At 73.9% G+C, this 23,452-nt stretch carries 19 protein-coding genes, 1 tRNA gene and 1 pseudogene; 13 read left to right on the top strand and 8 right to left on the bottom strand.

The genetic code is table 11. The features are described 5' to 3' along the window. Positions 1-67: 67 nt before the first annotated feature. Both KPF47_RS01215 and KPF47_RS01220 read left to right on the top strand, forming a co-directional pair. Positions 68-1,315 (top strand): MFS transporter, encoded by a 1,248-nt coding sequence (locus KPF47_RS01215; protein WP_224386356.1) that lies wholly within the window; start codon positions 68-70, stop codon positions 1,313-1,315. A gap of 408 nt (positions 1,316-1,723) precedes the next feature. Continuing rightward, positions 1,724-3,166 (top strand): MFS transporter, encoded by a 1,443-nt coding sequence (locus tag KPF47_RS01220; protein ID WP_224386357.1) that lies wholly within the window; start codon positions 1,724-1,726, stop codon positions 3,164-3,166. Positions 3,167-3,237: 71 nt separating this feature from the next. On the opposite strand, the gene icmF is transcribed toward KPF47_RS01220, so the two are convergent. Both icmF and KPF47_RS01230 read right to left on the bottom strand, forming a co-directional pair. Beyond that, positions 3,238-6,501 (bottom strand): fused isobutyryl-CoA mutase/GTPase IcmF, encoded by a 3,264-nt coding sequence (gene icmF / locus KPF47_RS01225; protein ID WP_224386358.1) that lies wholly within the window; start codon positions 6,499-6,501, stop codon positions 3,238-3,240. Positions 6,502-6,614: 113 nt separating this feature from the next. Beyond that, positions 6,615-6,998: a hypothetical protein gene (locus KPF47_RS01230; RefSeq protein ID WP_224386359.1), complete on the bottom strand. Its 384-nt coding sequence runs from the start codon at positions 6,996-6,998 to the stop codon at positions 6,615-6,617. On the opposite strand from KPF47_RS01230, the gene KPF47_RS01235 reads away from it, so the two are divergent. Further along, a complete protein-coding gene (locus KPF47_RS01235; RefSeq protein ID WP_224386360.1) occupies positions 6,997-7,857 on the top strand; it encodes a maleylpyruvate isomerase family mycothiol-dependent enzyme in 861 nt (286 codons plus the stop codon). The two genes, KPF47_RS01230 and KPF47_RS01235, sit on opposite strands and share 2 nt — an antisense overlap. Before the next feature lie 15 nt (positions 7,858-7,872). Here KPF47_RS01235 and KPF47_RS01240 read toward each other — a convergent pair whose 3' ends face one another. Beyond that, positions 7,873-9,594 (bottom strand): alkaline phosphatase D family protein, encoded by a 1,722-nt coding sequence (locus KPF47_RS01240; protein ID WP_224386361.1) that lies wholly within the window; start codon positions 9,592-9,594, stop codon positions 7,873-7,875. A gap of 43 nt (positions 9,595-9,637) precedes the next feature. Continuing rightward, on the bottom strand, positions 9,638-10,600 hold the full coding sequence (locus KPF47_RS01245) for an ROK family protein (RefSeq protein ID WP_224386362.1): 963 nt from the start codon (positions 10,598-10,600) through the stop codon (positions 9,638-9,640). Positions 10,601-10,690: 90 nt separating this feature from the next. Between KPF47_RS01245 and KPF47_RS01250 the strand changes: the two genes are divergently transcribed. Further along, positions 10,691-11,812 (top strand): DoxX family protein, encoded by a 1,122-nt coding sequence (locus tag KPF47_RS01250; RefSeq protein WP_224386363.1) that lies wholly within the window; start codon positions 10,691-10,693, stop codon positions 11,810-11,812. 72 nt (positions 11,813-11,884) lie between these two features. Here the strand turns inward: KPF47_RS01250 and KPF47_RS01255 are convergent, their stop codons facing one another. Further along, positions 11,885-13,078, bottom strand: a complete 1,194-nt coding sequence (locus KPF47_RS01255; protein WP_224386364.1) for a hypothetical protein — start codon at positions 13,076-13,078, stop codon at positions 11,885-11,887. Positions 13,079-13,205: 127 nt separating this feature from the next. On the opposite strand from KPF47_RS01255, the gene KPF47_RS01260 reads away from it, so the two are divergent. From KPF47_RS01260 to KPF47_RS01275, 4 genes are read left to right on the top strand one after another with little or no spacing between them, the layout of a single operon-like run. Next, the gene (locus KPF47_RS01260) at positions 13,206-14,396 is read left to right on the top strand and encodes a Tm-1-like ATP-binding domain-containing protein (RefSeq protein ID WP_224386365.1); all 1,191 of its coding nucleotides are present in this window, start codon (positions 13,206-13,208) and stop codon (positions 14,394-14,396) included. Then, entirely contained in the window at positions 14,393-15,217 is an 825-nt protein-coding gene (locus KPF47_RS01265; RefSeq protein ID WP_224386366.1) for a phosphoenolpyruvate hydrolase family protein, read from the top strand. Before KPF47_RS01260 ends, KPF47_RS01265 begins: the two co-directional genes overlap by 4 nt. Before the next feature lie 11 nt (positions 15,218-15,228). Further along, positions 15,229-15,972, top strand: a complete 744-nt coding sequence (locus KPF47_RS01270; protein WP_224386367.1) for a hypothetical protein — start codon at positions 15,229-15,231, stop codon at positions 15,970-15,972. Positions 15,973-15,994: 22 nt separating this feature from the next. Further along, the gene (locus KPF47_RS01275) at positions 15,995-16,435 is read left to right on the top strand and encodes an SRPBCC family protein (protein ID WP_224386368.1); all 441 of its coding nucleotides are present in this window, start codon (positions 15,995-15,997) and stop codon (positions 16,433-16,435) included. Between the two features lie 3 nt (positions 16,436-16,438). Here KPF47_RS01275 and KPF47_RS01280 read toward each other — a convergent pair whose 3' ends face one another. Both KPF47_RS01280 and KPF47_RS01285 read right to left on the bottom strand, forming a co-directional pair. Next, positions 16,439-17,449, bottom strand: coding sequence for an alanine racemase (locus KPF47_RS01280; protein WP_224386369.1), 1,011 nt, complete (start codon positions 17,447-17,449; stop codon positions 16,439-16,441). Then, on the bottom strand, positions 17,431-18,741 hold the full coding sequence (locus tag KPF47_RS01285; RefSeq protein ID WP_224386370.1) for a D-arabinono-1,4-lactone oxidase: 1,311 nt from the start codon (positions 18,739-18,741) through the stop codon (positions 17,431-17,433). The genes KPF47_RS01280 and KPF47_RS01285 overlap by 19 nt, the downstream gene beginning before the upstream one ends. 117 nt (positions 18,742-18,858) lie before the next feature. On the opposite strand from KPF47_RS01285, the gene KPF47_RS01290 reads away from it, so the two are divergent. From KPF47_RS01290 to KPF47_RS01300, 3 genes are all read left to right on the top strand, one after another. Next, positions 18,859-19,398 (top strand): metal-dependent hydrolase, encoded by a 540-nt coding sequence (locus KPF47_RS01290; RefSeq protein ID WP_224386371.1) that lies wholly within the window; start codon positions 18,859-18,861, stop codon positions 19,396-19,398. Positions 19,399-19,476: 78 nt separating this feature from the next. After that, positions 19,477-20,232, top strand: coding sequence for an SDR family oxidoreductase (locus KPF47_RS01295; protein WP_224386372.1), 756 nt, complete (start codon positions 19,477-19,479; stop codon positions 20,230-20,232). 85 nt (positions 20,233-20,317) lie between these two features. Then, a complete protein-coding gene (locus KPF47_RS01300; RefSeq protein ID WP_224386373.1) occupies positions 20,318-21,013 on the top strand; it encodes a TetR/AcrR family transcriptional regulator in 696 nt (231 codons plus the stop codon). A 54-nt stretch (positions 21,014-21,067) separates the two neighbouring features. Here the strand turns inward: KPF47_RS01300 and KPF47_RS01305 are convergent, their stop codons facing one another. Beyond that, a complete protein-coding gene (locus KPF47_RS01305) occupies positions 21,068-21,940 on the bottom strand; it encodes an LLM class flavin-dependent oxidoreductase (protein ID WP_224386374.1) in 873 nt (290 codons plus the stop codon). Between the two features lie 96 nt (positions 21,941-22,036). Here KPF47_RS01305 and KPF47_RS01310 point away from each other — a divergent pair. Together KPF47_RS01310 and KPF47_RS01315 are read left to right on the top strand one after the other, a co-directional pair. Beyond that, a tRNA-Ile gene (locus KPF47_RS01310) sits at positions 22,037-22,111 on the top strand. 255 nt (positions 22,112-22,366) lie between these two features. After that, positions 22,367-23,264, top strand: a pseudogene (locus tag KPF47_RS01315) (IS5 family transposase). Positions 23,265-23,452: the final 188 nt, after the last annotated feature.

Below are 23,452 nucleotides of genomic sequence, written 5' to 3' on the forward strand. Positions count from 1 at the left end.
ATACGCATGGTACCGAGAAAGAACATGCATTGGACGCATGCGACCTCCGCGCCTACGGTCGTGTGCGATGACAACGACCGAGCGTCCCACGGCTCCGACCGCCACCCGGCCCGCCCCGCCGCACGAGCGGGGGACCCCCGGGTACCGGCGCCTGGGCATCGCCCTGTGGCTGTCCGGGATGGCCACGTTCGTGCTGGTCTACAGCGTGCAGGGACTGCTCCCGACGCTGTCGGCGGAGTTCGGCGTCTCCTCGTCCACGGCGAGTCTCGTCCTGTCGGCGACCACCGGCACCCTCGCCCTGGCCGTGCTGCCGCTCTCCGCGCTCACCGAGTCGTGGGGCCGGGCGCGCGTGATGACCTGGGCACTGGCCGCGTCGGCGCTGCTGGCGTTGCTGGCCCCGCTGGCGCCCACGTTCGAGACCCTCGTGGTCGTGCGCGGGCTGCAGGGGATCGCCTTGGCGGCGCTGCCCGCGTTGTCGATGGCCCACCTCACCCACGAGGTCGCCCCCCGGCACCTCGGCGGTGCGGTCGGGCTGCTCATCGCGGGCAACACCCTGGGCGGGCTGTCCGGGCGGCTCGTCGCCTCGTGGGTCGCCGAGCTGGGGGGATGGCGCGCCGGACTCGCCGCCGTCGGTGCGGTCTCGGTGCTCGCGACCGTCGCCTTCCGGCTGCTGCTCCCGCCCGCGACGGCTCCCACCCCGGCCCGCAGCCGGCTGCGCGACCTCGGCGGCCCGCTGCGCCGTCATCTCACCGACCGGGGCCTGCTCTGCCTGTTCGGGATGGCGTTCCTGCTCATGGGCGCGTTCGTGACCGTGTACAACTACCTGGGCTTCCGGCTGCTGGCGCCGCCGTTCTCGCTGCCCGGCACCCTCGTCGGGCTGGTGTTCCTCGGCTACGTCGCCGGCAGCTGGGCCTCCACCCGCGCCGGAACGCTGGGTGACCGGTTCGGTCGCCGTCCCGTGCTGTGGGTGGCGACGGTCCTCGCGCTCGCCGGGATCTGGGTGACGCTGCCCGACCTGCTCGTCACCACCCTGGCCGGGCTGCTGATGGTCACCGTCGGGTTCTTCGGGGCCCACTCGGTCGCCAGCTCGTGGGTGGGGCGCCGCTCGGCGATGCTGCCGGGAGCGGTGCCGGCCCAGGCCTCGTCGCTGTACCTGGTCGGCTACTACGCCGGGTCCAGCATCGGCGGTGCCCTCGGCGGGGTCGCCTACGACCACGCCGGCTGGGCCGGGGTGACCGGCTACGTCAGCGCCCTGCTGCTGGGGGCCCTGGTCCTGGCGCTGGTGCTGCGCCGGACCCCGGCGCCCGCGGTGTGACACACGCTTCTGCCCACCTGGAGCAGTGATCCGCGGTGTCCGGCCGCTCGCTGCTCCGTCGGTGCCGCCGCCACCCGACACGCCGCACGGCGATGGTCCGAGCGGGTGGCGGACGCCCGGAGCGGGGAGTGGCGCCTGTCCGGTTCGTCACCCTCACGGAGCAGTGCCCCCGTGCTCGGGGTCCGTCGCGGTCTGTCACGGTGGGGTCTCGTCCCCAGCACCACAGAACTTTCGGAGGAACCCGATGCGGAAGGCCGGACGCAAGCTCTCCAAGGCCGCCGAGTCGTTCGTCGAGGCGATCGGCATCCTCGGCGGCTGGAACCGCGGGCGCCGCCGCAGCCGCTCGCGCCGCTGACGGCGGGCGGGCGGTCGATCCGCCCGAGGTGTTTAGCTTGTGGTAAGCACATCATGTCCGGTTCCTCCGGGAAGATCAGGTGTGCCCACCACGTGACCGACGCCGCCCACGACACCCACCACCACCCCGAACGCACTCCCGCCGGCCCGCCCGGCGACGACCCGCTGCCGCGCCGGGTGCCGGTCTTCGCCGTCGTCGGGCTGGCGCTGCTGATGTTCTCCCTCGACGGGACGTCGGTCGCCACCGCGCTGACCACGATCAGCGGTGACCTGGGCGCCGACCTGGCCTGGACCGGCTGGGTGGTGACCGTCGCCGCCGTCGGGCAGATCCTCGCGCTGCCGCTCGGCGGGTGGCTGTCCGACCGCTTCGGCGGGCGCCGGATGTTCCTCGCCGGGGTCGCCGTGTTCACGGTGATGTCCGGGCTGAGCGCGCTCAGCCCCTCGATCGGTGTGCTCATCGCCTGCCGCCTGGTGCAGGGGCTCGCCGGCGGCGTGATGCTGCCGGCCGCCAACGGGATCGTCGCGCACCAGTTCGGACGGGACCGCGACCGGGCGCTCGCGCTGTTCACCAGTGTGTTCCCGATCGGCGCGATCCTCGGGCCACTGGTGGGTGGGCTGGTGCTCACCTCGTGGACCTGGCACGGCATCTTCCTGGTGAACCTCCCGATCGGGATCCTGCTCGTCGCCGTCGGCCTGGCCCTGGTCGACGACCCGCCGCACCGGCGGACCGCACGGATCGACAGCGCGGGCATCGCGTTGCTGGTCGTGACCCTGCTCGCGGCCATGCTCACCATCACCCGGCTCGGTTCCCCGGGATCGGGCCCGGGCTGGACGGTCCTGGCCGGCGTGGTCGCCCTGGTGGCGGGCGGGGCGTTCGTCCGGCACGCCCGGCGGCGGCCCGACGCGGTCGTCCCGATGCACCTGCTCGCCGGCCGCGGCCTGGGGATCATGAACGTCACCAACGTCGTCTTCGGCGCCGTGGTGATCGGGTTCTCGGCGACCCTGCCGCTCTACGCCCAGGTCCGCTACGACCTGCCCGCGTTCGTCGCCGGGGCGCTGCTGACCGGACGCGCGGTCGGCACCATCGTCACCTCCGCGGCCGCGGTGGCGCTGCTGCGCCGGCTGGGCTTCCGGCCGCTGCTGCTCGGCGGGCTGGTCGCCGTCGTCGCCGGGCTGGTGGTCACCGCGGTGACGCCCCCGGTCGGGGGGCCCACGGTGTGGCTGCTGGCCGGGTCCACCCTGCTCGGGCTGGGCACCGGGCTCTCCGGCCCGGCCGCCAACAACGCCGGGATGCACCTGGTGCCCGACGAGGTCGCCGCGGTGTCCGGGCTGCGCATCATGTTCCGCCAGATGGGCGGGATCGCCGCGGTGTCGGTGCTGACCGCCGCCGACGACCCGGGCGTCGCCGCGGGGATCGCCTACGGGGTCCTGGCGGTGGCGCTCACCGCGGTCGGTCTGGCGGCCGCGCGGATCCCGAACCGGCGCGGTCGCTGGTGAGGGACCCGGCCCCCGCCGGTGCGGGTGCGGCGCCCGCGGGCGGCCGGGGAGTGCCCGGCCCGCCCGCGGCGTCACATGTTGCGCCGGTACTGCCCGCCGACCTCGAAGAACGCCGTCGTCAGCTGACCCAGCGAGCACACCCGCGCGGCCCGCATCAGCTCGTCGAACACGTTGCCGTCACCGGTCGCGACGTCCTGCAACCGGCGCAGCGCCTGCTCGGCCTCGGTGCGGTGCCGGGACTGGAAGTCCGCGAGCCGGTCGAGCTGGGACTGCTTCTCGGCCTCGGTGGCGCGGGCCAGCTCGATCTCCTGGTGCTGCTCGTCCGGGTCGGCCGGCTTGAGGAAGGTGTTCACGCCGACGATCGGCAGCTCGCCGGTGTGCTTGCGGTGCTCGTAGAGCATCGACTCGTCCTGGATCCGGCCGCGCTGGTAGCCGGTCTCCATCGCGCCCAGCACGCCGCCGCGCTCGGCGATCGACTCGAACTCCCGCAGCACCGCCTCCTCGACGAGGTCGGTCAGCTCATCGACGACGAACGAGCCCTGCAGCGGGTTCTCGTTCAGCGACAGGCCCCACTCCTTGTTGATGATCATCTGGATGGCCATCGCGCGGCGTACCGACTCCTGCGACGGCGTGGTGACCGCCTCGTCGTAGGCGTTGGTGTGCAGGGAGTTCGCGTTGTCGTAGAGCGCGCAGAGCGCCTGCAGCGTGGTGCGGATGTCGTTGAAGTTCATCTCCTGCGCGTGCAGGGACCGTCCCGAGGTCTGGACGTGGTACTTCAGCTTCTGGGAACGCTCGTTCGCGCCGTAGCGCTCCTTCATCGCGATCGCCCAGATGCGGCGGGCGACCCTGCCGATCACCGTGTACTCGGCGTCCATGCCGTTGGAGAAGAAGAACGACAGGTTGGCCGCGAAGTCGTCGACGTCCATCCCGCGCGCCAGGTAGCTCTCCACGAAGGTGAACCCGTTGGCGAGGGTGAACGCGAGCTGGCTGATGGGGTTCGCCCCGGCCTCGGCGATGTGGTAGCCGGAGATCGAGACCGAGTAGAAGTTGCGCACCTTGTGCGCGATGAACCACTCCTGGATGTCGGCCATCATCCGCAGCGAGAACTCGGTGGAGAAGATGCAGGTGTTCTGGCCCTGGTCCTCCTTGAGGATGTCGGCCTGCACCGTGCCCCGCACGTTCGCCAGCGCGTAGGCGACGAGCTCCTCGCGCTCGGCCGCGTCGGGCTCGCGGCCCTGCTCGTCACGGAACCGCTCGACCTGCTGGTCGATGGCGGTGTTGAGGAAGTAGGCGAGGATCGTCGGGGCCGGCCCGTTGATCGTCATCGACACCGAGGTCGTCGGCGAGCACAGGTCGAACCCGTCGTAGAGGGCCTTGAGGTCCTCCAGCGTCGCGATCGAGACGCCCGAGGTGCCGACCTTGCCGTAGATGTCGGGACGGGTGTCGGGGTCGTGTCCGTAGAGGGTGACCGAGTCGAACGCCGTCGACAGGCGCTTGGCCTCGGAGTCCTGCGAGAGGTACCGGAAGCGCCGGTTGGTGCGGAACGGGTCGCCCTCGCCGGCGAACATGCGCGCCGGGTCCTCGCCCTCGCGCTTGAACGGGAACACCCCGGCGGTGAACGGGTAGAAGCCCGGCAGGTTCTCCTTGCGCAGGAAGCGCAGCAGCGCGGCGTGGTCGTCGAACCGGGGCAGGGCGACCCGGCGGACCTTGCTGCCCGACAGCGTCTCCTTGGTCAGCTTCGTGCGGAACTCCTTGTCCCGCACGGTGTAGACGTACTCGTCGCCGGAGTAGTCCGCGACCCGCGACGGCCAGGCCTCCAGCAGCTCCGCGGACTCGGCCGGGACCTTCTTCTCGGCGCTGCGCAGCGCCTCGGCCAGGTCGTCGCCGCCGACGACCTCGGCCGCGGTGCGCAGGTGCTGGGCGGTGCGCGCGGCCTGCGCGTGGGCCTCGGTGTCGGCGTGGTAGCCGCGCACGGCCTCGGAGATCTCGGCGAGGTAGCGGACCCGGTCGGGCGGGATGACCGCGGCGTAGTCGCTGGAGGTCTTGGTGTCGACGCGGGGGAGGCGGCCCTCGCCGACGGTCAGCCCGCCCTCGGCCAGCAGGTCGCGCAGGTGCTGGTAGAGCGCGGTCACGCCGTCGTCGTTGAAGGTGGCGGCCGAGGTGCCGTAGACCGGCATGTCCTCCCAGGTCGCGCCGAACTCCTCGCGGTTGCGCACCAGCTGACGGCCCACGTCGCGGCGGGCGTCCTCGGCGCCGCGACGCTCGAACTTGTTGATCGCGACGACGTCGGCGAAGTCCAGCATGTCGATCTTCTCGAGCTGGGAGGCGGCACCGAACTCCGGTGTCATCACGTACAGCGAGTGGTCGACGAACGGGACGATGCCCGCGTCGCCCTGGCCGATGCCGGGCGTCTCCACGATCACCAGGTCGAACCCGGCCGAGCGGAGCACGGCGATGGTGTCGCCGAGCCGCTCGGGCAGCGAGCCGCCCTCGTTGCCGCGGGTGGCGAGACTGCGGAAGAACACCCGGTCGCCGGACAGCGCGTTCATCCGGATGCGGTCGCCGAGCAGCGCACCGCCGCCCTTGCGCCGTGTCGGGTCGACCGCCAGCACCGCGATCCGGAGCTTGTCCTCCTGGTCGAGGCGGAACCGGCGGACCAGCTCGTCGGTCAGCGACGACTTGCCGGAGCCGCCCGTGCCGGTGATGCCCAGGACCGGCACCGGACGCTCGGAGGCGGCGATGCGCTCGCGGACCCCCTCGGGCAGCGTGCCGGACTCGGCCATCGTCAGCGCGCGGGCGAGGGTGGAGGTCTCGCCGGAGAGCACCCCGTCCGCGAAGGCGGAGCCCGCCGAGCCCCCGGACACCGTCGACGGCGGCTCGGCCGCGAGGTCGGTGTCGCACTCGCGGATCATGATGTTGATCATCCCGGGGAGGCCGAGGTGCTGGCCGTCCTCGGGGGAGAAGATCCGTGCGACGCCGCGGGAGTGCAGCAGCTCGATCTCCTCGGGGGCGATCACGCCGCCGCCCCCGCCGTAGACCCTGATGTGGCCCGCGCCCCGCTCGCGCAGCAGCTCGACCAGGTAGGAGAAGTACTCGACGTGCCCGCCCTGGTAGGAGGAGATCGCGACGCCCTGCACGTCCTCCTGGATGGCGGCGGTCACGACCTCGTCCACCGACCGGTTGTGGCCGAGGTGGATCACCTCGGCCCCCTGGCGCTGCAGGATCCGGCGCATGATGTTGATGGCCGCGTCGTGTCCGTCGAACAGGCTGGCCGCGGTCACGAATCGGACCGGGTGCGTGGGGACGTGCAGCTCGGCCTGCGTGTTCGTGCTCATCGGCGACGTTCCTCCCGCCGGGCGGACGGCGGTGTCCCGGCCGGTTTAGTTTGACATCCTAGTATCGGACGTACAAGGAACCGGGCGAGCGTCACAGGGGGCTGCGGTGCGGCTCAGGCGGCGTCGCGGGCGACGGGCTCCTCGCCGGTCGGGGCGGCCTGCTCACGGACCCGGCGGGCGTGCCGTCCGGTGGGCCAGGCGACGTCGGGACCGGACGCGTCGGACTCCGCCGCGGGCCCGGTGGTCCCGCCCGCGGTGGGCAGCAGCGGCTCGGCGGCGTCGGACAGCAGGCGCCGGGCACGGGCGAGCCTGCGCGCACGCCACCGCTTCCCGGCGAGACCGGCGACGAGGCCGAGAGTGGGCAGCAGGATCCCGGAGGCGATGACCAGCACCACGGAGTACGCGGGGAACGCGGCCACCAACAGGAAGGCCGTCAACGGCCAGTACAGCAGCGCCCGCCCCGCGCCCCGTCGCGTCCAGTCGCGATGAGGCGGCATGATCCATGCCTACCCGAACCGGGTGATCGTCATGCACGACTCGCCGCAACCCGCCCACATGTTCCGCGACCGGGGGTACGAATTCATGACCACGACACCGGACCGCAGCACCGTCGACCCGTACGCCGCCGTCCTCCTCTCCGAGAACGACCGGCTCGCCGCGATGCTGACGACGGCCGACCCGGTCCCGACCTGCCCGGGCTGGTCGCTGCTCCAGCTGCTCCGCCACGTCGGGCGCGGGCACCGGTGGGCGGCCCGGATGGTCGCCACCGGCGCGACCGAGGCGCTCGACCCGCGGCAGGTGCCCGGTGGGAAGCCGCCCGAGGGTGGTCCGGAGGTCGCGGCGCAGTGGCTGCGCGACGGGGCGACCGAGCTGCTCGACGCCGTCGCCGCGGCCGGCCCCGCCGCGCCCGTGTGGACCTTCACCGGGCCCCGGCCGTCGGCCTGGTGGGTCCGGCGCCGGCTGCACGAGGCGACGGTGCACCGTGCCGACGTCGCCGTCGCGCTCGGAGTGCCGTTCCCGATCGACCCGGCGGTGGCCGCCGACGGTGCCTCGGAGTGGCTGGGTCTGCTCGCGGCCCGTCCCGCCGCCGAGGAGCCGCCACTGGCCGACGGCGCCACGCTGCACCTGCACGCCACCGACGACCTGCCCGGAGCGGCGGGGGAGTGGATGGTGCGCGGCGAGGGCGGGCGGGTCGTCTGGGAGCACGGGCACGGCAAGGGCGACGCCGCCGTCCGCGGCACCGCGGCCGACCTGCTGCAGGGCCTCACCCGCCGGATCCCCGCCGACGACGACCGCCTGCAGGTCCTCGGTGACGCCGGCGTCTGGACCGCCTGGCTGGAGCGCACCGGGTTCTGAGCACCGGGGCCGCGCTCAGGCCGCCGGGGCGGTCCCCCTGCGCTGCCGGGCCGCCGCCGGCGGGGCCTGCGGGGTCAGCACGACCTCGGCCGCGGTGTCCAGCGCCGCGGCCGAGCGGGGCCGCTCGAACCGGCACGACGCGCGGCGCCCGTCGGTCTCCAGCGTGGCGACGAGGTTGCCGAACAGCGGCCCGGCCGTGCGTTCCCAGGCCACCCCCGCGCGCTCGGCACCGGTCCGCCGGGTCCACCGGGTCGTGAGCCGGCCCAGCAGTCCCGACCAGGTGATCCGGAACATCACCCGCATCACCGCGGGCACGACGTTGTGCACCGGTGAGCAGGTCAGCTGGTGGACCCGGGTGCCCTCCGGGCCGCGTCCCGGCCGGCCCCCCGGCTCCCGGGTGTGCACGTCGGCGACGGCGGCGTAGGAGTGGTGGACGTCGCCCGACAGCACCGACACCGTGGCGGGCGGGGCGTCCCCACCGCGCGGGCGGCAGGCCGCGCGGACCAGGTCGGCGAGCCGGGCGAACGAGTGCCCGAACGCGGGCCAGTGCTCCAGGTCGGCCTCCTGGCGGGCCCATTCGGCGGCCGCGGCGACCCGGCCGGTGCCGTTCGCGCCCTTCTCGGTCGCGGCCTCCAGGTCGGAGATGACCTGCGGCATCAGCCAGGGGACCGAGGTGCCGAGCACGAGGTGGTCCATGTCGCCGGGCGCGAGCGCCCTGGCCGAGATCCAGTCGAACTCGGCGTCGAAGACCATCCGCCGCGGTGTGGACTCGACGATCCGTCCGTTGCGGGAGTCGATGACGATCAGCCGGGTGCGGCCGAGCTCCCAGCAGAAGGAGAAGCGCTCGTCCTTGTGGGTGTCGTCGCCGTCGCCGGTCTCGCGGTCCCAGAGGGCGGCCCGCTCGGACAGCAGCGGCCAGACGTCGCCCTCGGCGGCCTGCACCTCCTGCCAGGTCCGGTCGGCGGCCAGCTCGGCGGGGGAGAGGTTGCCCAGGTGCTGGTGCACCCAGTAGGAGGCCAGGCCGGACCGGATGCGCTCGGACCACCACGGCAGGCGGGCGATCTGCTCGCGCCAGGCGCCGGAGGTGTTCCAGTCGTCGCGGACGTCGTGGTCGTCGAAGATCATCGCGGTCGGGACGGTCGACAGCATCCACCGCACCTCCGGGTCCGACCAGGTGTCGCGGTAGAGACCGGAGTACTCGTCGAAGCCGACGATCTCGTCGTCGGGCCAGTCGGGGTGCCGCTCCCGGCGCCCGGCGATCCGCCGCCGGGTCTGCGGGGTGAGCTCGTCGGCGTAGACCTGGTCGCCGAGCAGCAGCAGCGTGGTCGGCCACGTCTCCGGGGGCAGCCCGGCCATCCGGCCGGCGTAGGCGTCGAGCGCGTCGAGGCCGTACTGCCGGGCCAGCTTCGGGTCGGCCAGCTTCACGTACCGGCAGGACCCGAAGACGATCCGCTGGTGGTCGTCGGTGTCCGCGCCGCGCGTCGCGATCAGGCTCGGGGGGAACGGCGAGTGCGGCAGCGGCCAGACCTGCTCGCCGTCGAGGTGGACCTCGTAGGCGGTGCGGGTGCCCGGCGTCAGCCCGGTCACCCGCACCAGGGCGAAGTGGTGACCGGCCACCTCGAAGGTCGCGGCGTCGCTGCCGAGCACCGAGACGCGGCACGGGCCGGAGGTCCGGACCCAGATCAGTGCGCTGGTCTCGTCGACGTGCCGCAGCACCGGTCCGAGCAGGAGTGTCACCCGTCCGAGCGTAGTCGTGCCCCGGTGCGGTTGCGGAGCGAGATCAGGTCTCCTCCAGTGCCAGCAGGCCCGCGCCGATCTTCCCGGCGTCGCCCTTGTAGGTGGCGGGCAGCACCGGCGGGATCGGGCGCACCTCGGGCGGTCCGTAGTGGAACTCCCGGGCCGCCCGGCGGGCCGGCTCGAGCAGCAGCTCGCCGGCGTCGACCAGGCCGCCGCCGATCAGCACGACCTCGAACTCGAAGATCGCGTTGATGCTGGCGATCCCGATACCCAGCGAGCGCCCGAGCCGCTGGAACAGCGACGCCGCCGTGCTGTCGCCCGCCATCGCGGCCATGGTCACGTGCTGGCCGGTGACCTCGCCACCGGCCTCGGCGGCCAGGGTCGCGATCATGCCCTTCGGGTCGTGCAGAGCGGCGCTGCGGCCCATCCGGGTCAGCGCGGTGCCCGAGGCGACGGCCTCGAGGCAGCCGTGGTTGCCGCAGCCGCACCGCGGGCCGTCGGGGTTGACGTTCATGTGCCCGACCTCGGCGCCGAGCCCGTGCGGCCCGCGGTAGATCCGGCCGTCGAGCACGATCCCCGCTCCGACGCCGGTACCCACGGTGAGCAGCACCATGTCGTCGTTGCGGGTGTCCCCGAGCCGGGCCTCGGCCAGGCCCGCGACGTTGCCGTCGTTGTCGACGACCACCGGCAGCCCGCAGGCGGACTCCAGCAGGCCGCGGACGTCCCAGTTCTCGTAGTTGTTGTTCGGCGCCCAGCGGATCCGGCCGACCGGCCACTCGACGGTCCCGGCGGCGCCGACGCCGATCGCGACGACGCCCGCCCCCTCGGTGCCGTCCCGCAGCTCCTCGACCATCTCCCGCAGCAGGGTGGTCATCGTGTCCGCATCGGACGTGTCCGGGGTGTTGCGCCGCAGCTCGGCGTGGACCGTGCCATCCTCGCCCACGATCGCTCCGGCGACCTTCGTTCCTCCGATGTCGAGCCCGATGGCCCGCCGTCCGTTCGTCACCCGGGCATGATTGCCACTCCCCGGCGGTGACGCCACACCCACCCCGGGTTTGCGGACGGACGAGCCGGGGAAAGGTGCCCCATGCCAGTCTTGCGACGTGTAGCCCGACCCGCCCTCGCGGCCGTGTTCATCTACGGCGGTATCAACGAGCTGCGGAACGCCGACGCGTTGACTTCCGCCGCACAGCCCGTCCTCGACCAGGCCGCCCCGGCCATCGACAAGGTCGTGGAGAACGCCCCGCTGGACCGGCGCCCGGACAACGAGACCCTGATCAAGGTCGACGCCGGGGTGAAGATCGTGGCGGGCTCGCTGCTCGCCCTGGGCCGGTTCCCCCGTCTGTCGGCGACCGCGCTGGCCGCCTCGCTCGTGCCCACCACGCTGGCCGGGCACCGCTTCTGGGAGGAGACCGACCAGCGCAAGCGCGCCGACGAGCAGATCCACTTCCTGAAGAACGTCGGTCTGCTCGGCGGGCTGCTCATCGCGGCCGCCGACACCCACGGCAAGCCGTCGACGGCCTACCGGACGCGCAAGGCGGCCGAGCGGGCGCAGGCCCGGCTGTCCGGCTCGGGCTCGGACACCGGCGCCCAGCTCGCCGCGGGACTGGCCGGCGCGGGCACCTCGATCGCCGCGGCCGCCGCGGGCAGCCGGGAGAAGCTGGCCGGGGCCGTCGAGGAGTACGGCCCGGTCGTGCGTGAGCGCGCCACCGAGTGGGGCGGCAAGGCCTCCGAGCAGGCCGCACACCTGAGCGAGGTCGCCTCGGACAAGGCCTCGACGTGGTCCGAGCAGCTCTCCGCCGCCGCCGAGCGGACCTCGAAGGCCGCCGCCACGCAGGCCGCAGCCGCCGAGAAGCGCGGTGCGAAGCTGGCCAAGGCCGCCGAGAAGCGGGGCGCCCAGCTGGAGAAGGTCGTCGACAAGAAGGGCGCCCAGTACCGCAAGGCCGCCGGGAAGACCGGCGACCGGTGGGTGCGTGAGGCCGAGAAGCGTCGCGTGCGCTGGGAGAAGCAGGCCCGCAAGGCCGCCGCCCGCGCGGAGAAGCGTGCGCCCGAGTACGTGGACCGCTTCTCCACGCTGGTCACCCAGGCCCAGTCGCAGGCCGCGAAGCTCGGCTCGGACCTGGCAGACCGCGCGTCGGTGGCGGGCGCCGAGGCCGCGAAGCAGGCCAAGGCGTCGGCGAAGGACGCGCGCAAGCGCGCCAAGGCCGTCGCCCGCTGACCCACCGCGACACCCGTCCCGGCCCTCCCGACCGGCTCCGCGCCGGCCGGGAGGGCCGCGGTGTGTCCGGGGTCAGACCGGGCGCAGCACCTGCAGCTCGCCCGACTGCAGCGACCGCACCTCGACCACGACCCGGCCGTCCCACGTGGGGGACCGCAGTGCGTTCGCCATCCGCGTGAACAGCGCCTGGCTGCGGGCGTTGGCTGCCGCCTGGTCGGCGATCAGGTTGGGCATCATCCCGCCGGAGCGCTTGCGCACGGTCTGCGGCAGCGTCGACAGCGTGGTCAGCAGCCGCCGCAGCCGCGCGACGTCGGCGGCCCGGCCCGCGAGATCGCTCTCGATCAGCGGCCGGAGCGCGGGCAGCGGCCGGTTCGGGGCCCGCAGCAGGTGGTCGGTCGCGCTGAGCAGGATCCGGCGCGCGTCCAGGACGAGCGCCTGGTAGGCGCCGTGCACCGCGGCCGGGAACCCGGTCCAGCCGAGCTTGCCGACCTCACCGAGCGCGTCGCGCATCGCCGGCCCCGGTGTGCCCGAGGGGTCCGCGCCGGCGACGACCCGTTCCCAGCCCGCGATCCAGGCGTGGGTCTGGTGGCGCAGCACCGACAGGTTCGCCACCGCGGTCTCCAGGCCGCGTGACGGGGAGCCGCTGTCGGTCGCGTCGCGGTCCACCACGAGCGACCCGCGTTCGAGCAGCTCGGTCTGGGCCTCGCGCAACGACTCCTCGGCCGCCCGCAGCCGCGAGTCCAGCCGCATCACGCAGGACGGGGCCAGCTGGTCGACCGCGGCGGTCAGCTCGTCGAGCACCCGGGTCTGGGTGCCGGTCGCGGCGATCTCGGCCGCGGTGGTCAGGGTGAGCAGACCCAGCCCGGCGCCGTGCCGGTCGCCGGGCGCGGTCGGGGCGACCGGCACCAGTGCCGAGGACCCCGGAGCGGCGGGGACCGTCTCACCGCCGGCCAGCCGCAGGAGCGGCTCGGCGCCGAACGCCTCGGGCATCGCGAGCCGGAAGGTGAGCCCGGCCGCGGGGGCGCGGCCCGCGTCGGGCGCGAGCCGGCGCGCCAGCTCACCGGCGGCCGACACCGTCGCCCAGGTGCGGTCGTCGTCGACGGCGGGGGTGCGGGTCCAGCTCAGCAGCAGCGCCGGGCCGGGCGGGGTCCCGTTGCGGAGGGGACGCGGGCCACCGCCCCGTTCCGGGGCGCCGGTCTCCGCCCCGCCGGGCCGCCCGTCGAGCGTGAGCACGATGCCACGGGGATCGTCCGGTTGACCGAGCATGTCTCTCCAACGACGTCACGGGCCCTCAGGTCACGAGCCCGGCGGAAGGGGGCGGTGCCCATGGTGCCCTGCGCCGTCCGGGCTCCGGCTCTCGCCCCGGGCACCCGGCAACCGGTAGAACTCCGGTGTGGGGACCGCATACGTCGTCGGGACGTTCGACACCAAGGGCGCGGAGCTCGGCCACGTGGCCGAGCTGATGGCCGCCGACGGTGCCGAGGTGTGCCGGGTCGACGTCTCGACCTCCGGCGTCGCGGCCCCCGGGCCGGACGTCACCGCCGCCGCGGTGGCGGCGTGCCACCCGGGTGGGGCGGACGCCGTGTTCACCGGTGACCGCGGCAGCGCGGTGGCGGCGATGGCCCGGGCGCTGCGGGCGTTCCTCGCCGGCCGCGACGACGTCGGCGGCGTCCTCGGGCTGGGTGGCTCGGGCGGGACCGCGCTGGTCACCCCCGCGATGCGGGACCTGCCGGTGGGCGTGCCGAAGCTGATGGTCTCCACCGTCGCCTCCGGGGACGTCGCCCCCTACGTCGGCGCGAGCGACGTCGCGATGCTCCACGCCGTCACCGACGTGGCCGGGCTCAACCGCATCTCGCGCCGCGTGCTCGGCAACGCCGCGCACATGCTCGCCGCCGCCGTCACCGCGCCGCCCCCGGAGGCCGGCCGGGACCTGCCCGCGGTCGGCCTGACGATGTTCGGGGTGACGACACCGCTGGTCACCGCGGTGCGCGAGCGGCTCGGCGACGGGGTCGACGCCCTGGTCTTCCACGCCACCGGCTCCGGCGGGCCGTCGCTGGAGAAGCTCGTCGACTCCGGTCTGGTCGACTCGGTGCTCGATCTGACCACCACCGAGGTCGCCGACCTGCTGGTCGGCGGCGTGATGGCCTGCGGCCCGGACCGGCTGGACGCGATCGCCCGCACCGGCGTGCCCTGGGTCGGTTCCTGCGGCGCGCTGGACATGGTCAACTTCGGCGCGCGGGACACCGTCCCGGCCCGGTTCGCCGACCGGCTGTTCCACGAGCACAACGCGAACGTGACCCTGATGCGCACCACCGTGGCCGAGAACCGGGAGATCGGGGCCTGGCTGGCGGCGAAGCTGAACGCGCTCACCGGGCCGTGGCGCTTCCTGCTGCCGCTGGGCGGGGTGTCCGCACTGGACGCGCCGGGCGCCCCGTTCCACGACCCCGAGGCCGACGCCGCGCTGTTCGCGGCGGTCGAGTCCGCTGTGGACCACCCGGACCGGGTCCGGCGGGTCGGGCACCACGTCAACGACCCCGAGCTCGCCGCCGCGGTGCTCTCGGCCTGGCAGGAGGTACGGCGATGAGGCGCTTCACCCGCGCGGAGCTGATGGAACGCTTCACCGACATGGCCGCGCGCGGCGAGCCGATCGTCGGCGGCGGCGCCGGCACCGGGCTCTCGGCCAAATGCGAGGAGGCCGGGGGCATCGACCTCATCGTCATCTACAACTCCGGCCGCTACCGCATGGCGGGCCGCGGCTCGCTGGCCGGGCTGCTGGCCTACGGCAACGCCAACGACATCGTCGTCGAGATGGCGGCCGAGGTGCTGCCGGTGGTCCGCCGCACCCCGGTGCTCGCGGGCGTCAACGGCACCGACCCGTTCCTGTTCACCGACCGCTTCCTCGACGAGCTGGCCTCGCTCGGGTTCGCCGGTATCCAGAACTTCCCGACCGTCGGGCTGATCGACGGCACCTTCCGGGCGAACCTGGAGGAGACCGGGATGGGCTACGGGCTGGAGGTCGACCTGGTCGCCGCGGCCCGCGCGAAGGAGCTGCTGACCACGCCCTACGTGTTCTCCGCCGCCGACGCCCGCGCGATGGCCCGGGCGGGCGCCGACATCGTGGTGTGCCACATGGGGCTCACCACCGGCGGCGCGGGCACCGCGAAGACCCTCGACGACTGCGTCGCGCTCGTCGACGAGTGGGCGGCCGCCGCCCTGGAGGTCCGTGACGACGTGCTGGTGCTCGTGCACGGCGGGCCGGTCGCGATGCCGGAGGACGCCGCGTACGTGCTGCGGTCGGCGAGGGTCTGCCACGGCTTCTACGGCGCCTCGTCGATGGAGCGGCTGCCGACCGAGACCGCGCTGACCGAGCAGACCCGCGCGTTCAAGAACGTGCTGGTCCGATGATGGCCCGCGGGATGCCCGCCCCGCCGCCGGGCGGGGACTGGCGACGGCGGATGGCGGTGCGCGGCGGGAAGGTGTCGCACACCCTGGCCTCGCACGGCTGGCTGGTGCTCCTGCTCGCCGGTGCGGTCCTCGGCGTGCTGGTCGGGGTGATCGTCGGGATCACGCAGGTGGGGCAGTACCCGGCCGACGAGCTGCTGGGCCGGACGCTGGGCTACGCGATCGCCTCGGCGGTGTTCTGCGCGGTCCCGTCGGTGCTGTTCGTCGGCCTGCCCGCGCAGGCGCTGGCCCGTTCCTACCTGCGCTCGGCGAGCCCCGCCGAGCGGGAGGCCATGCGCCGTGCCGCCGAGAACGCCCCGGAGGCGCTGCCCGCCGGGCTCGTCGCCGGCTCGCGCTGGGCGCGGGCGTACTCCGGCTGCGTCGGCTCGGTGACCGCCTTCCACGGCGTCGTGCGCACGGTGCCCGACGGACCCGCCAAGGACTGGCTGCGCGACATCGGACGCAACCTCGACGCCGAGCTCGCGGAGGCCCTGCGCACCGCACGGATGGGGGAGAGCCTGGAGTCCGCGGGCCAGGGCAGCGAGGTCGCCCGCACGGTCGGCGCCCGCCTCGAGGTCGCCCGCACCGCGTTCCACGACACCGCCGAGCACGCGGCGTCGATCGCCCTGGACCTGCGGGTCGACAGCGGCTTCGACGACGTCCGCAGCCAGCTCGACCAGCTCGCGGCGCAGGCCCCCCACCTGCGCCGGCAGTCCTGACACCCCCGAGGAGGAGTCCCCGATGCCCCGTCCCTACTCCAGCGCCGTGATCACGGCGCCGCTGGCCGAGGTGTGGCCGCACGTCCGCGACTTCGGTGGTCTGCACCGCTGGCACCCGGCGATCGCGACCTGCGAGCTGATCCGCGGTGCGTCCGGCAGCGAGATCGGCGCGCAGCGACGGCTGACCCTCGCCGAGGGCGGCGGCACCGTCGTCGAGGAGCTGACCGCCCTCGACGAGCGCGGTCACGCCCTCACCTACGAGATCCTCGAGTCGCCGTTCCCGGTGCGCCGCTACGTCTCCACCGTGCGGCTGGCCCCGGTCACCGCGGTCGGGCACACCTTCGGCGAGTGGTGGACCGAGTTCGACGCCGACGGGGCCGACGAGGGCGACCTCGCGGGCCTGTTCGCGAACGGCGTGTTCGGTGCGGGCCTGGCGGCGCTGGGGGAGAGGTTCGGCCGGTAGGCGTCACCAGCCGCGCAGGTCGACCTCCCACGTCTCCAGCACCTCGTCGCCGTCGACGAGGTGCATCCGCTCGTGCAGCGCGACGGTCGGGTCGACGTGGGCAGGCAGGATCCGGACCCGGTCCCCGGTGCGTGGCGGGGTGTCGGCGGCGAACACCAGGTGCTCGTCGGCGCAGAACCACACGGTCCCGCCGGGGACGGTGGGGTTGCCGTGGTCCATGCCGAACGCCTTGAGCCCGGCGTCGGCGACCGCCCAGCCGGGCAGGTCACCGTCCGGCGCGGTCGTCGAGACCACGGTGGACAGGACGGTGAGCGCGGGGCGGAACGGCAGCCCGGCGGCGGTGTAGGCGGTGTCCATGAGTGCGTAGGAGCCCGCCTGGATCTCGGTGCAGACGGTGTTCATCGCGTGCGTGCCGGTGCCGCCGCCGGAGACGATCTCGCCGCCGACGTCGGCGTGCGCGGCGCGGAGCCGGTCGGTGCACTCGGCGGTCAGCCGGGCCCGCTCGGCCTCGTCGGCGACCATCTGCAGGTGGCCCTCGTAGCCCATGACCCCGCGCACCGTGAGCCCGACGGCGCGGGCCGCATCGGCGAGCGTGCCCGCGCGGGCGGGCGCGATCCCGCAGCGCGGCATCCCGATGTTGACGTCGACCAGCACCTCCCGCACCCCACCGTCGACGGCGGCGCGCAGCGTCTGCTCCGAGTCGATCGCGACGGTGACCCGCGCGCCCGACTCGACGACGGCGCCGAGCCGACGGGCGTCGAGCACCTCGTTGGCCAGCAGCAGGTCCGTGCCCAGCCCGGCCGCGGCCATCCCCTCGACCTCGCGCACCGTGGCGCAGGTGAACCCGGTGTGGCCGTGCGCGGCCTGCCGGCGGGCCAGCCCGGTGGTCTTGTGCGCCTTGACGTGCGGGCGCAGCCGCGGGCCGGGCAGCAGCGCGGCCATGTCCGCCAGGTTGGCCTCCAGCGCGGCCGCGTCGACCAGCAGCGCGGGCGTGGTCAGGTCGTCGACGTGCACGGCACCCCCAGGACCCGGTCGAGGTAGGGGTTGCGGAACCGGCCCTCCGGGTCGAGCCGGTCCCGCGCGGCGACGAACGCGTCGAACCGCGGATAGCGTGGGCGCAGCTGCTCCGCGGTGCGGGTGTGCAGCTTGCCCCAGTGCGGGCGTCCGTCCAGTGCGGACAGCACCGACTCGACGGCGCCGAAGTACGCCGCGTGCGGACGCCGGGCGTGGACGTGCACCGCGAGGTAGGCGGTGTCGCGGCCGTGGGCGGTGGACAGGGCGATGTCGTCGCCGCGCAGGATCCGAACCTCGACCGGGAACGCGACGTCGTGGGCGTGCCGCGCGGCGGCGGCCCGCAGTCCGGCGAACGCCTCGGGCAACGCGGCCCGCGGCACGGCGTACTCCATCTCGAGGAACCGGACCCGGCGCGGGCTGCAGAACACCGTGAACGACGGGGCCACGTACTCCCCGGCGGCCATCCGTCCTGCCATGACCCGGTTGAGCCGCGGGACCAGCGGCGGGGCGAGCGCAGCGACGTGCTGGACGAGCCCGAACGCGCCGTTGCCGAGCACCTCGTCGCCGGCCAGCGCGGCGACCCGGCCGCGCCCGGGCGAGCGCCGTTCCGTCCGGTCGTTCGTCTTGAGCACCGCGGTGGTGGTGTGCGGGAACCAGTAGAACTCGACGTGGTCGTGCCCGGCTGCGAGGTCGTCGAGGCCGTCGAGGACCTCGGCGAGCGGGCGCGCGGCCTCGCGGGCGTGCAGGTGGAACGCGGGCACGGTCGCCAGCGTCACCTCGACCAGGACGCCGAGCGCCCCGAGCCCCACCCGCGCCAGGTCGAACAGGTCGCGGTCGACGTCCGGGCGCAGCTCGTGGAGCTGTCCGAGCCCGTCGACGAGGCGCAGCCCGCGCACACCGTCGGCGATGCCGCGGTACCCGGCACCGGTGCCGTGGGTGCCGGTGGAGATCGCGCCGGCCACGGTCTGGGCCTCGATGTCGCCGAGGTTGGGGAGCGCGCGGCCACGGTCCCACAGCCACCGGTTCAGCGTGTGCAGGGTGACCCCCGCCGGGACGGTGACGAGCCCGCCGCCGAGCCGGATCGCGGCCGGGTCGGCGGGGCCGGTGAGCGCGACGCCGTCCGGCACGCCGATGCCGGTGAAGGAGTGACCGCTGCCGAGCGGGCGCACCCGCAGGCCCTGTCCGGCGGCCCGGTGGACGGCCTCGACGACGTCGGCGGTGTCGCGCGCCCGGACCGTCCTGATCGGACGGGTGCGCTGGTTGCCCGCCCAGTTGCGCCACCGCTGCGTCACGGTGCGAGCCTGCGCGGCCCGCCGGATGCGGTCAAGACCGTCCCGAGCGTGTCGGGACCGGGCGACGCGGTGTCACGTGCTTACGTTCCGTGTTCTTCCGGAAGGGGTGGGGTCACGATGATGGGGCGTACGCACGCGTTGTCGGGTGCGGTGCTGGGACTCGCGGTGTGTTCGGCGGTGCCGCCACCGCCGGTGCTGGTGCCGGTGGTCGTGGTGGTGTGCGCGCTGGCCGCGTTCGCCCCGGACCTGGACCACCCGTCGAGCGTCGCGGCGCGGGCACTGCCGCCGGTCACCTGGCTGCTGTGCCGGGTGATCCGGTGGCTGTCGCGGGTGACGACCGGGGTGTCGCACCGCGGGCTGTCGCACTCGCCGGTGTTCGCCGCGGCGGTCGGGATGCTGGCGTGGTGGGGGACCGGGTTCCTGCTGCCCGGACAGACGGCGGTCTGGACCGGTGTCGCGGCCGGCGCGGGGTGCTGGGTCGGCGCGATCGGCGACGAGCTCACCTCGCACGGGAACCGGTTCGCGTTCTGGCCGTTGGAGGGCATCCGCTGGCCACGGGCCCTGCGCTTCCGCACCGGCGGGACGGGCGAGCACGTCGTCGTCGGGCTCCTGGCCGTCACGGGGATCGCGCTGATGACGGGCACCTGGGCGTTCTGAGCGGCCGCGGTCGACAACACTCTGTATGAGTGATACACATAGCTGTACAAGCGATACACATTCGATCGGGGAGAACGCATGACCACGCAGTCGCTGCAGGACCGGAACGTGCTCGTCGCCGCGGGCGGCAAGAACCTCGGAGGCCTGATCAGCAGGCAGGTCGCCGAGGCCGGGGCGAACGTCGCGATCCACTACAACTCCGGGTCCTCGCGCGCCGAGGCGGAGGAGACCTTGAAGGCGGTCGAGGCGGCCGGTCGCGAGGGGGTGCTCCTGCAGGGGGACCTGACCGTGCCGGCGCAGGTCGAGCAGCTCTTCGCCGACGCCGCCGGGTCGCTCGGACCGATCGACGTGGCCGTCAACGCCGTGGGCAAGGTGCTCCGCAAGCCGATCGTGGACACCACCGAGGCCGAGTACGACGCGATGTTCGACATCAACTCCAAGGCCGCGTACTTCTTCATCAAGGAGGCGGGCCGCAGCCTCGCCGACAACGGCGCCGTCATCACCGTCGTCACGTCGCTGCTGGCCGCGTTCACCGACGGCTACTCGACCTACGCCGGTGGCAAGGCCCCGGTCGAGCACTTCACCCGCGCGGCGGCCAAGGAGTTCGCCGACCGCGGAATCTCGGTGAACAACGTCGCCCCCGGCCCGATGGACACGCCGTTCTTCTACCCGCAGGAGACCCCGGAACGGGTCGAGTTCCACAAGTCGATGGCCATGGGAGGCCGGCTCACGAAGATCGAGGACATCGCGCCGATCGTGCGCTTCCTGGCGACCGAGGGGAACTGGATCACCGGGCAGACGATCTTCGCCAACGGCGGCTACACCACGCGCTGAGGGTGTCGTCGTGGGTGCCGGGGCGGGGTGGCGGCCGGTCCGCCGCCCGCGCCCCGGCCCGGGGCGGCCGCCCTACAGTGGGGCCGTGGCAGATCAACCGGTGGAGCTCGGGACCCGTGACCGGCTCCTGCACGCGGCGGCCGACCTCATCGCCGCCTCGCCGGGGGAGAGCGTTCCGCTGCGGGCGATCTGCGACGCCGCCGGTGTACGGCTCCCGACGCTGTACCACTTCTTCGGGAGCAAGGAGGGTCTGCTGGACGCCGTCGTCGAGCACGGGTTCGCCCGGTACCTGGCCGCCAAGGAGGCCCAGGAGTCCAGTGGGGACCCGATCCAGGACATCCGCGACGGCTGGGACGCCCACGTCGCGTTCGGCATCGGCCACCCGGGCTTCTACGCCCTGATGTACGGGCAGGTCACGCCCGGCCGCCGGCCCGCCGCCCAGGACGGCCCGGCGGCGGCCCTGCTCGCCCTGACCCGCGAGGCGCACCGCCGGGGTCGACTGACCGTCGACCCGGAGCGTGCCGCGGCGCACGTCCTGGCGGCCAACGTCGGCGTCACCCTGCGCCAGATCATCACCGCCCGCCCGGACCCGGGGCTGTCGGCCGACATGCGGGAGGCCACCCTCGCGGCCGTCACCGGTGGGCAGGGCTCCCCGGGCGTTCAGCGCCCCGCAGACGCCGCCGCTGCGCTGCTCGCGCTGCCCGACGACAACGACGTGCTCGGTGTCCCGGAGACGGTGCTGCTCAAGAAGTGGCTGGCCGACCTCGCACGCCGGGGATGAGCGTTCCGCGGAACGCGCGTCCCTCCCGGGGCGTCCTCGGCACGCGTCCCCGCTCTACCGGGACGGACGCACCACCGGCCGTGGCCGCATCGTGGGCGTGGGGTCGTCGTCGGTGTCGACCTCCTCGACGACAGCAGTCCCGTGCGCGGGTCCGGCCACCCCGAGGAACGGCCGCACGAAGCGCGCGGTCCGCTCCATGACCTCGTCGTGGACGTCGGCCCGCGCGGTCGACGGCTGGGCCTGGACGATGATCTCGCCCGCCCAGGGCAGGGCGGGGTCGGCGAGCAGGTCGTCGATGATCCGGCCGGTCGAGTGGCCCGCCGGGAGCGGCCGGGACAGCGCGACCCGCGGGACGCCCCGGGCGTAGGTCCAGTACCGGGCCAGCTCGGGGACGACATCCCCGCCCGAGGAGGGCACCCGGCCCGACAGCACCCCCACCCCACGGACGGCGGCGGCGTCCACCGACGACGGCGTCGACGTCGCCCACCACACCCGCTGCGCGGCCAGCGCCGGCGGCAGCGTCTCCAGTAGGACGTCGAGCGCGGCCACCGTGTCGCGGTGCCGGTCGTCGTGACGGCGACCGAACCGCCGGGCCGCATCGGGATCGGCCCCCGCGCCGACACCGAGCTCCAGTCGCCCCCCGGAGAGCGCGTCGAGCACCCCGGCGTCCTCGGCGAGCCGGCGCGGGTCCTCCAGCGGCAGTGCGACGACGGCCGTCCCGAGCCGGATCAGCCGGGTCCGCTCGGCCACCGCGGCCAGCAGCACCAGCGGCGACGGCAGCCGCCCGCCGAGATGCCCGTCGTGGTGCTGAGCTACCCAGAACGAGTCGTACCCGAGCTCCTCGGCCCGCTCCGCCAGCCGGATCGTCTCGCGGTAGGCGCGTGACGGATCGTCACCGGTGACGTGCGTGAGGTAACCGAGCCGCATGCCGGCACAGCCTAGGGCGGGGGCAGTCCGGCCCCGGCGGAGGACCGGGGTGACGCAGGTGCCGGGCGTCGCGGCTCCGGTACTCTCCGGCTCGCCGCGGCGGTAGCTCAATTGGTCAGAGCAGCGGACTCATAACCCGTCAGGTTGCCGGTTCGAGCCCGGCCCGCCGCACTCTGTCCCAGCTCAGAGCGTTGCGCCGCTTCCTGCACAGCCCGTACCGTGGTCAAATCCAACGGAAACCCAACGAAAACCACGTGGGGTTCGAGTGAGCGGCAGGTGATCGGCGTGGCCCGACCACCGTTGCCGATGGGCACACACGGCAGCATCGGGGCGCCCGACGGGCGGACAGGATGTAACGGCCGCGGGGCCGGCCGCCTAGGGCGCGTCTCCTAACCCGGCTGGTCGGGCCTGCGCGATGATCAGTAGGTGTCGCGCCGTGCCGTCCTGACCGATGCCCAGTGGGACCGACTCGAGCCGTTACTGCCCTCGTCGGACGGGATGCCAGGGCGCCCGTTCGCCGATCACCGCAGAGTGATCGAGGGGATCATCTACCGGTTCCGCTGCGGGCTGGCCTGGCGTGATGTCCCGGTCGAGTTCGGGCTGTGGCAGACCCTATGGAAACGCCACCGCCGCTACTGCGGTGACGGCACCTGGGACCAGGTTCTCGCAGCTCTGCTCGCCGATGCCGACTCCGCCGGTCTCGTGGACTGGGCCGTGTCGGTCGACTCGACGATCATCCGCGCTCACCAACACGCCGCGACCCTGAAGCGGGACACAGGGGGCCGGATCGAACTACAAGAATCTGCTGATCGAGCCGCCCGATCACGCCTTGGGCCGCTCCCGCGGAGGGCTCGGCACGAAGATCCACCAGCTCGTTGACGGACACGGCCGCCCGCTGGTCGTACTGGTCGGCCCTGGCCAGGCCGGTGACGCCCCGATGTTCGCGCACCTGATGTCACATCTGAGCGTCGGACGGGTCGGTCCGGGCCGACCGCGGACCCGACCCGAGCGGGTCCGCGCAGATAAGGCCTACTCCTCACGCGCCATCCGCGCCCACCTGCGCGGACGACGGATCGTCGCGGTCATCCCGGAGCCGGCTGACCAGCAGGGACACCGGAAACGACGCGGCACACGCGGCGGTCGACCACCGGCGTTCGACCGGGTCGACTACCGCGGCCGCAACGTCGTCGAACGCGGGTTCTGCGAGGTCAAGCAGTGGCGCGGCCTCGCGACCCGCTACGACAAACTCGCCCTGACCTACCGCGGCGGAGTTGCACTGAAGGCCATCGTCACCTGGTTGCGCACTTTAGGAGACACGCCCTAGTTCGCCGAGTACCGGTGGCGATCGAGTGCGACCGCGAGATCCGGCGCATCGGCGGTTCCGGTTCGGAGATCTGCTGCGAACTGGGCGTAGAGCCGGGCTACCCCGCTGCGGTTGGTCCGAGTTGCAGGTCGGGAGCGCATGAGCGCGGGGTCCGTAGCACTTGGACGGACTCGCTGCCGCCGGCTGCT

It is taken from the genome of Pseudonocardia sp. ICBG1293 (assembly GCF_020131355.1).
Classification (GTDB): Bacteria; Actinomycetota; Actinomycetes; order Mycobacteriales; family Pseudonocardiaceae; genus Pseudonocardia.

What these genes read in the sequence shown, in the direction of transcription:
- KPF47_RS01215 (WP_224386356.1), top strand. Translation starts at nt 68, where the DNA reads ATGACAACGACCGAGCGTCCCACGGCTCCGACCGCCACCCGGCCCGCC.
- KPF47_RS01220 (WP_224386357.1), top strand. Translation starts at nt 1,724, where the DNA reads ATGTCCGGTTCCTCCGGGAAGATCAGGTGTGCCCACCACGTGACCGAC.
- icmF (WP_224386358.1), bottom strand. Translation starts at nt 6,501, where the DNA reads ATGAGCACGAACACGCAGGCCGAGCTGCACGTCCCCACGCACCCGGTC.
- KPF47_RS01235 (WP_224386360.1), top strand. Translation starts at nt 6,997, where the DNA reads ATGATCCATGCCTACCCGAACCGGGTGATCGTCATGCACGACTCGCCG.
- KPF47_RS01230 (WP_224386359.1), bottom strand. Translation starts at nt 6,998, where the DNA reads ATGCCGCCTCATCGCGACTGGACGCGACGGGGCGCGGGGCGGGCGCTG.
- KPF47_RS01255 (WP_224386364.1), bottom strand. Translation starts at nt 13,078, where the DNA reads ATGCTCGGTCAACCGGACGATCCCCGTGGCATCGTGCTCACGCTCGAC.
- KPF47_RS01265 (WP_224386366.1), top strand. Translation starts at nt 14,393, where the DNA reads ATGAGGCGCTTCACCCGCGCGGAGCTGATGGAACGCTTCACCGACATG.
- KPF47_RS01270 (WP_224386367.1), top strand. Translation starts at nt 15,229, where the DNA reads ATGCCCGCCCCGCCGCCGGGCGGGGACTGGCGACGGCGGATGGCGGTG.
- KPF47_RS01275 (WP_224386368.1), top strand. Translation starts at nt 15,995, where the DNA reads ATGCCCCGTCCCTACTCCAGCGCCGTGATCACGGCGCCGCTGGCCGAG.
- KPF47_RS01290 (WP_224386371.1), top strand. Translation starts at nt 18,859, where the DNA reads ATGATGGGGCGTACGCACGCGTTGTCGGGTGCGGTGCTGGGACTCGCG.
- KPF47_RS01295 (WP_224386372.1), top strand. Translation starts at nt 19,477, where the DNA reads ATGACCACGCAGTCGCTGCAGGACCGGAACGTGCTCGTCGCCGCGGGC.
- KPF47_RS01305 (WP_224386374.1), bottom strand. Translation starts at nt 21,940, where the DNA reads ATGCGGCTCGGTTACCTCACGCACGTCACCGGTGACGATCCGTCACGC.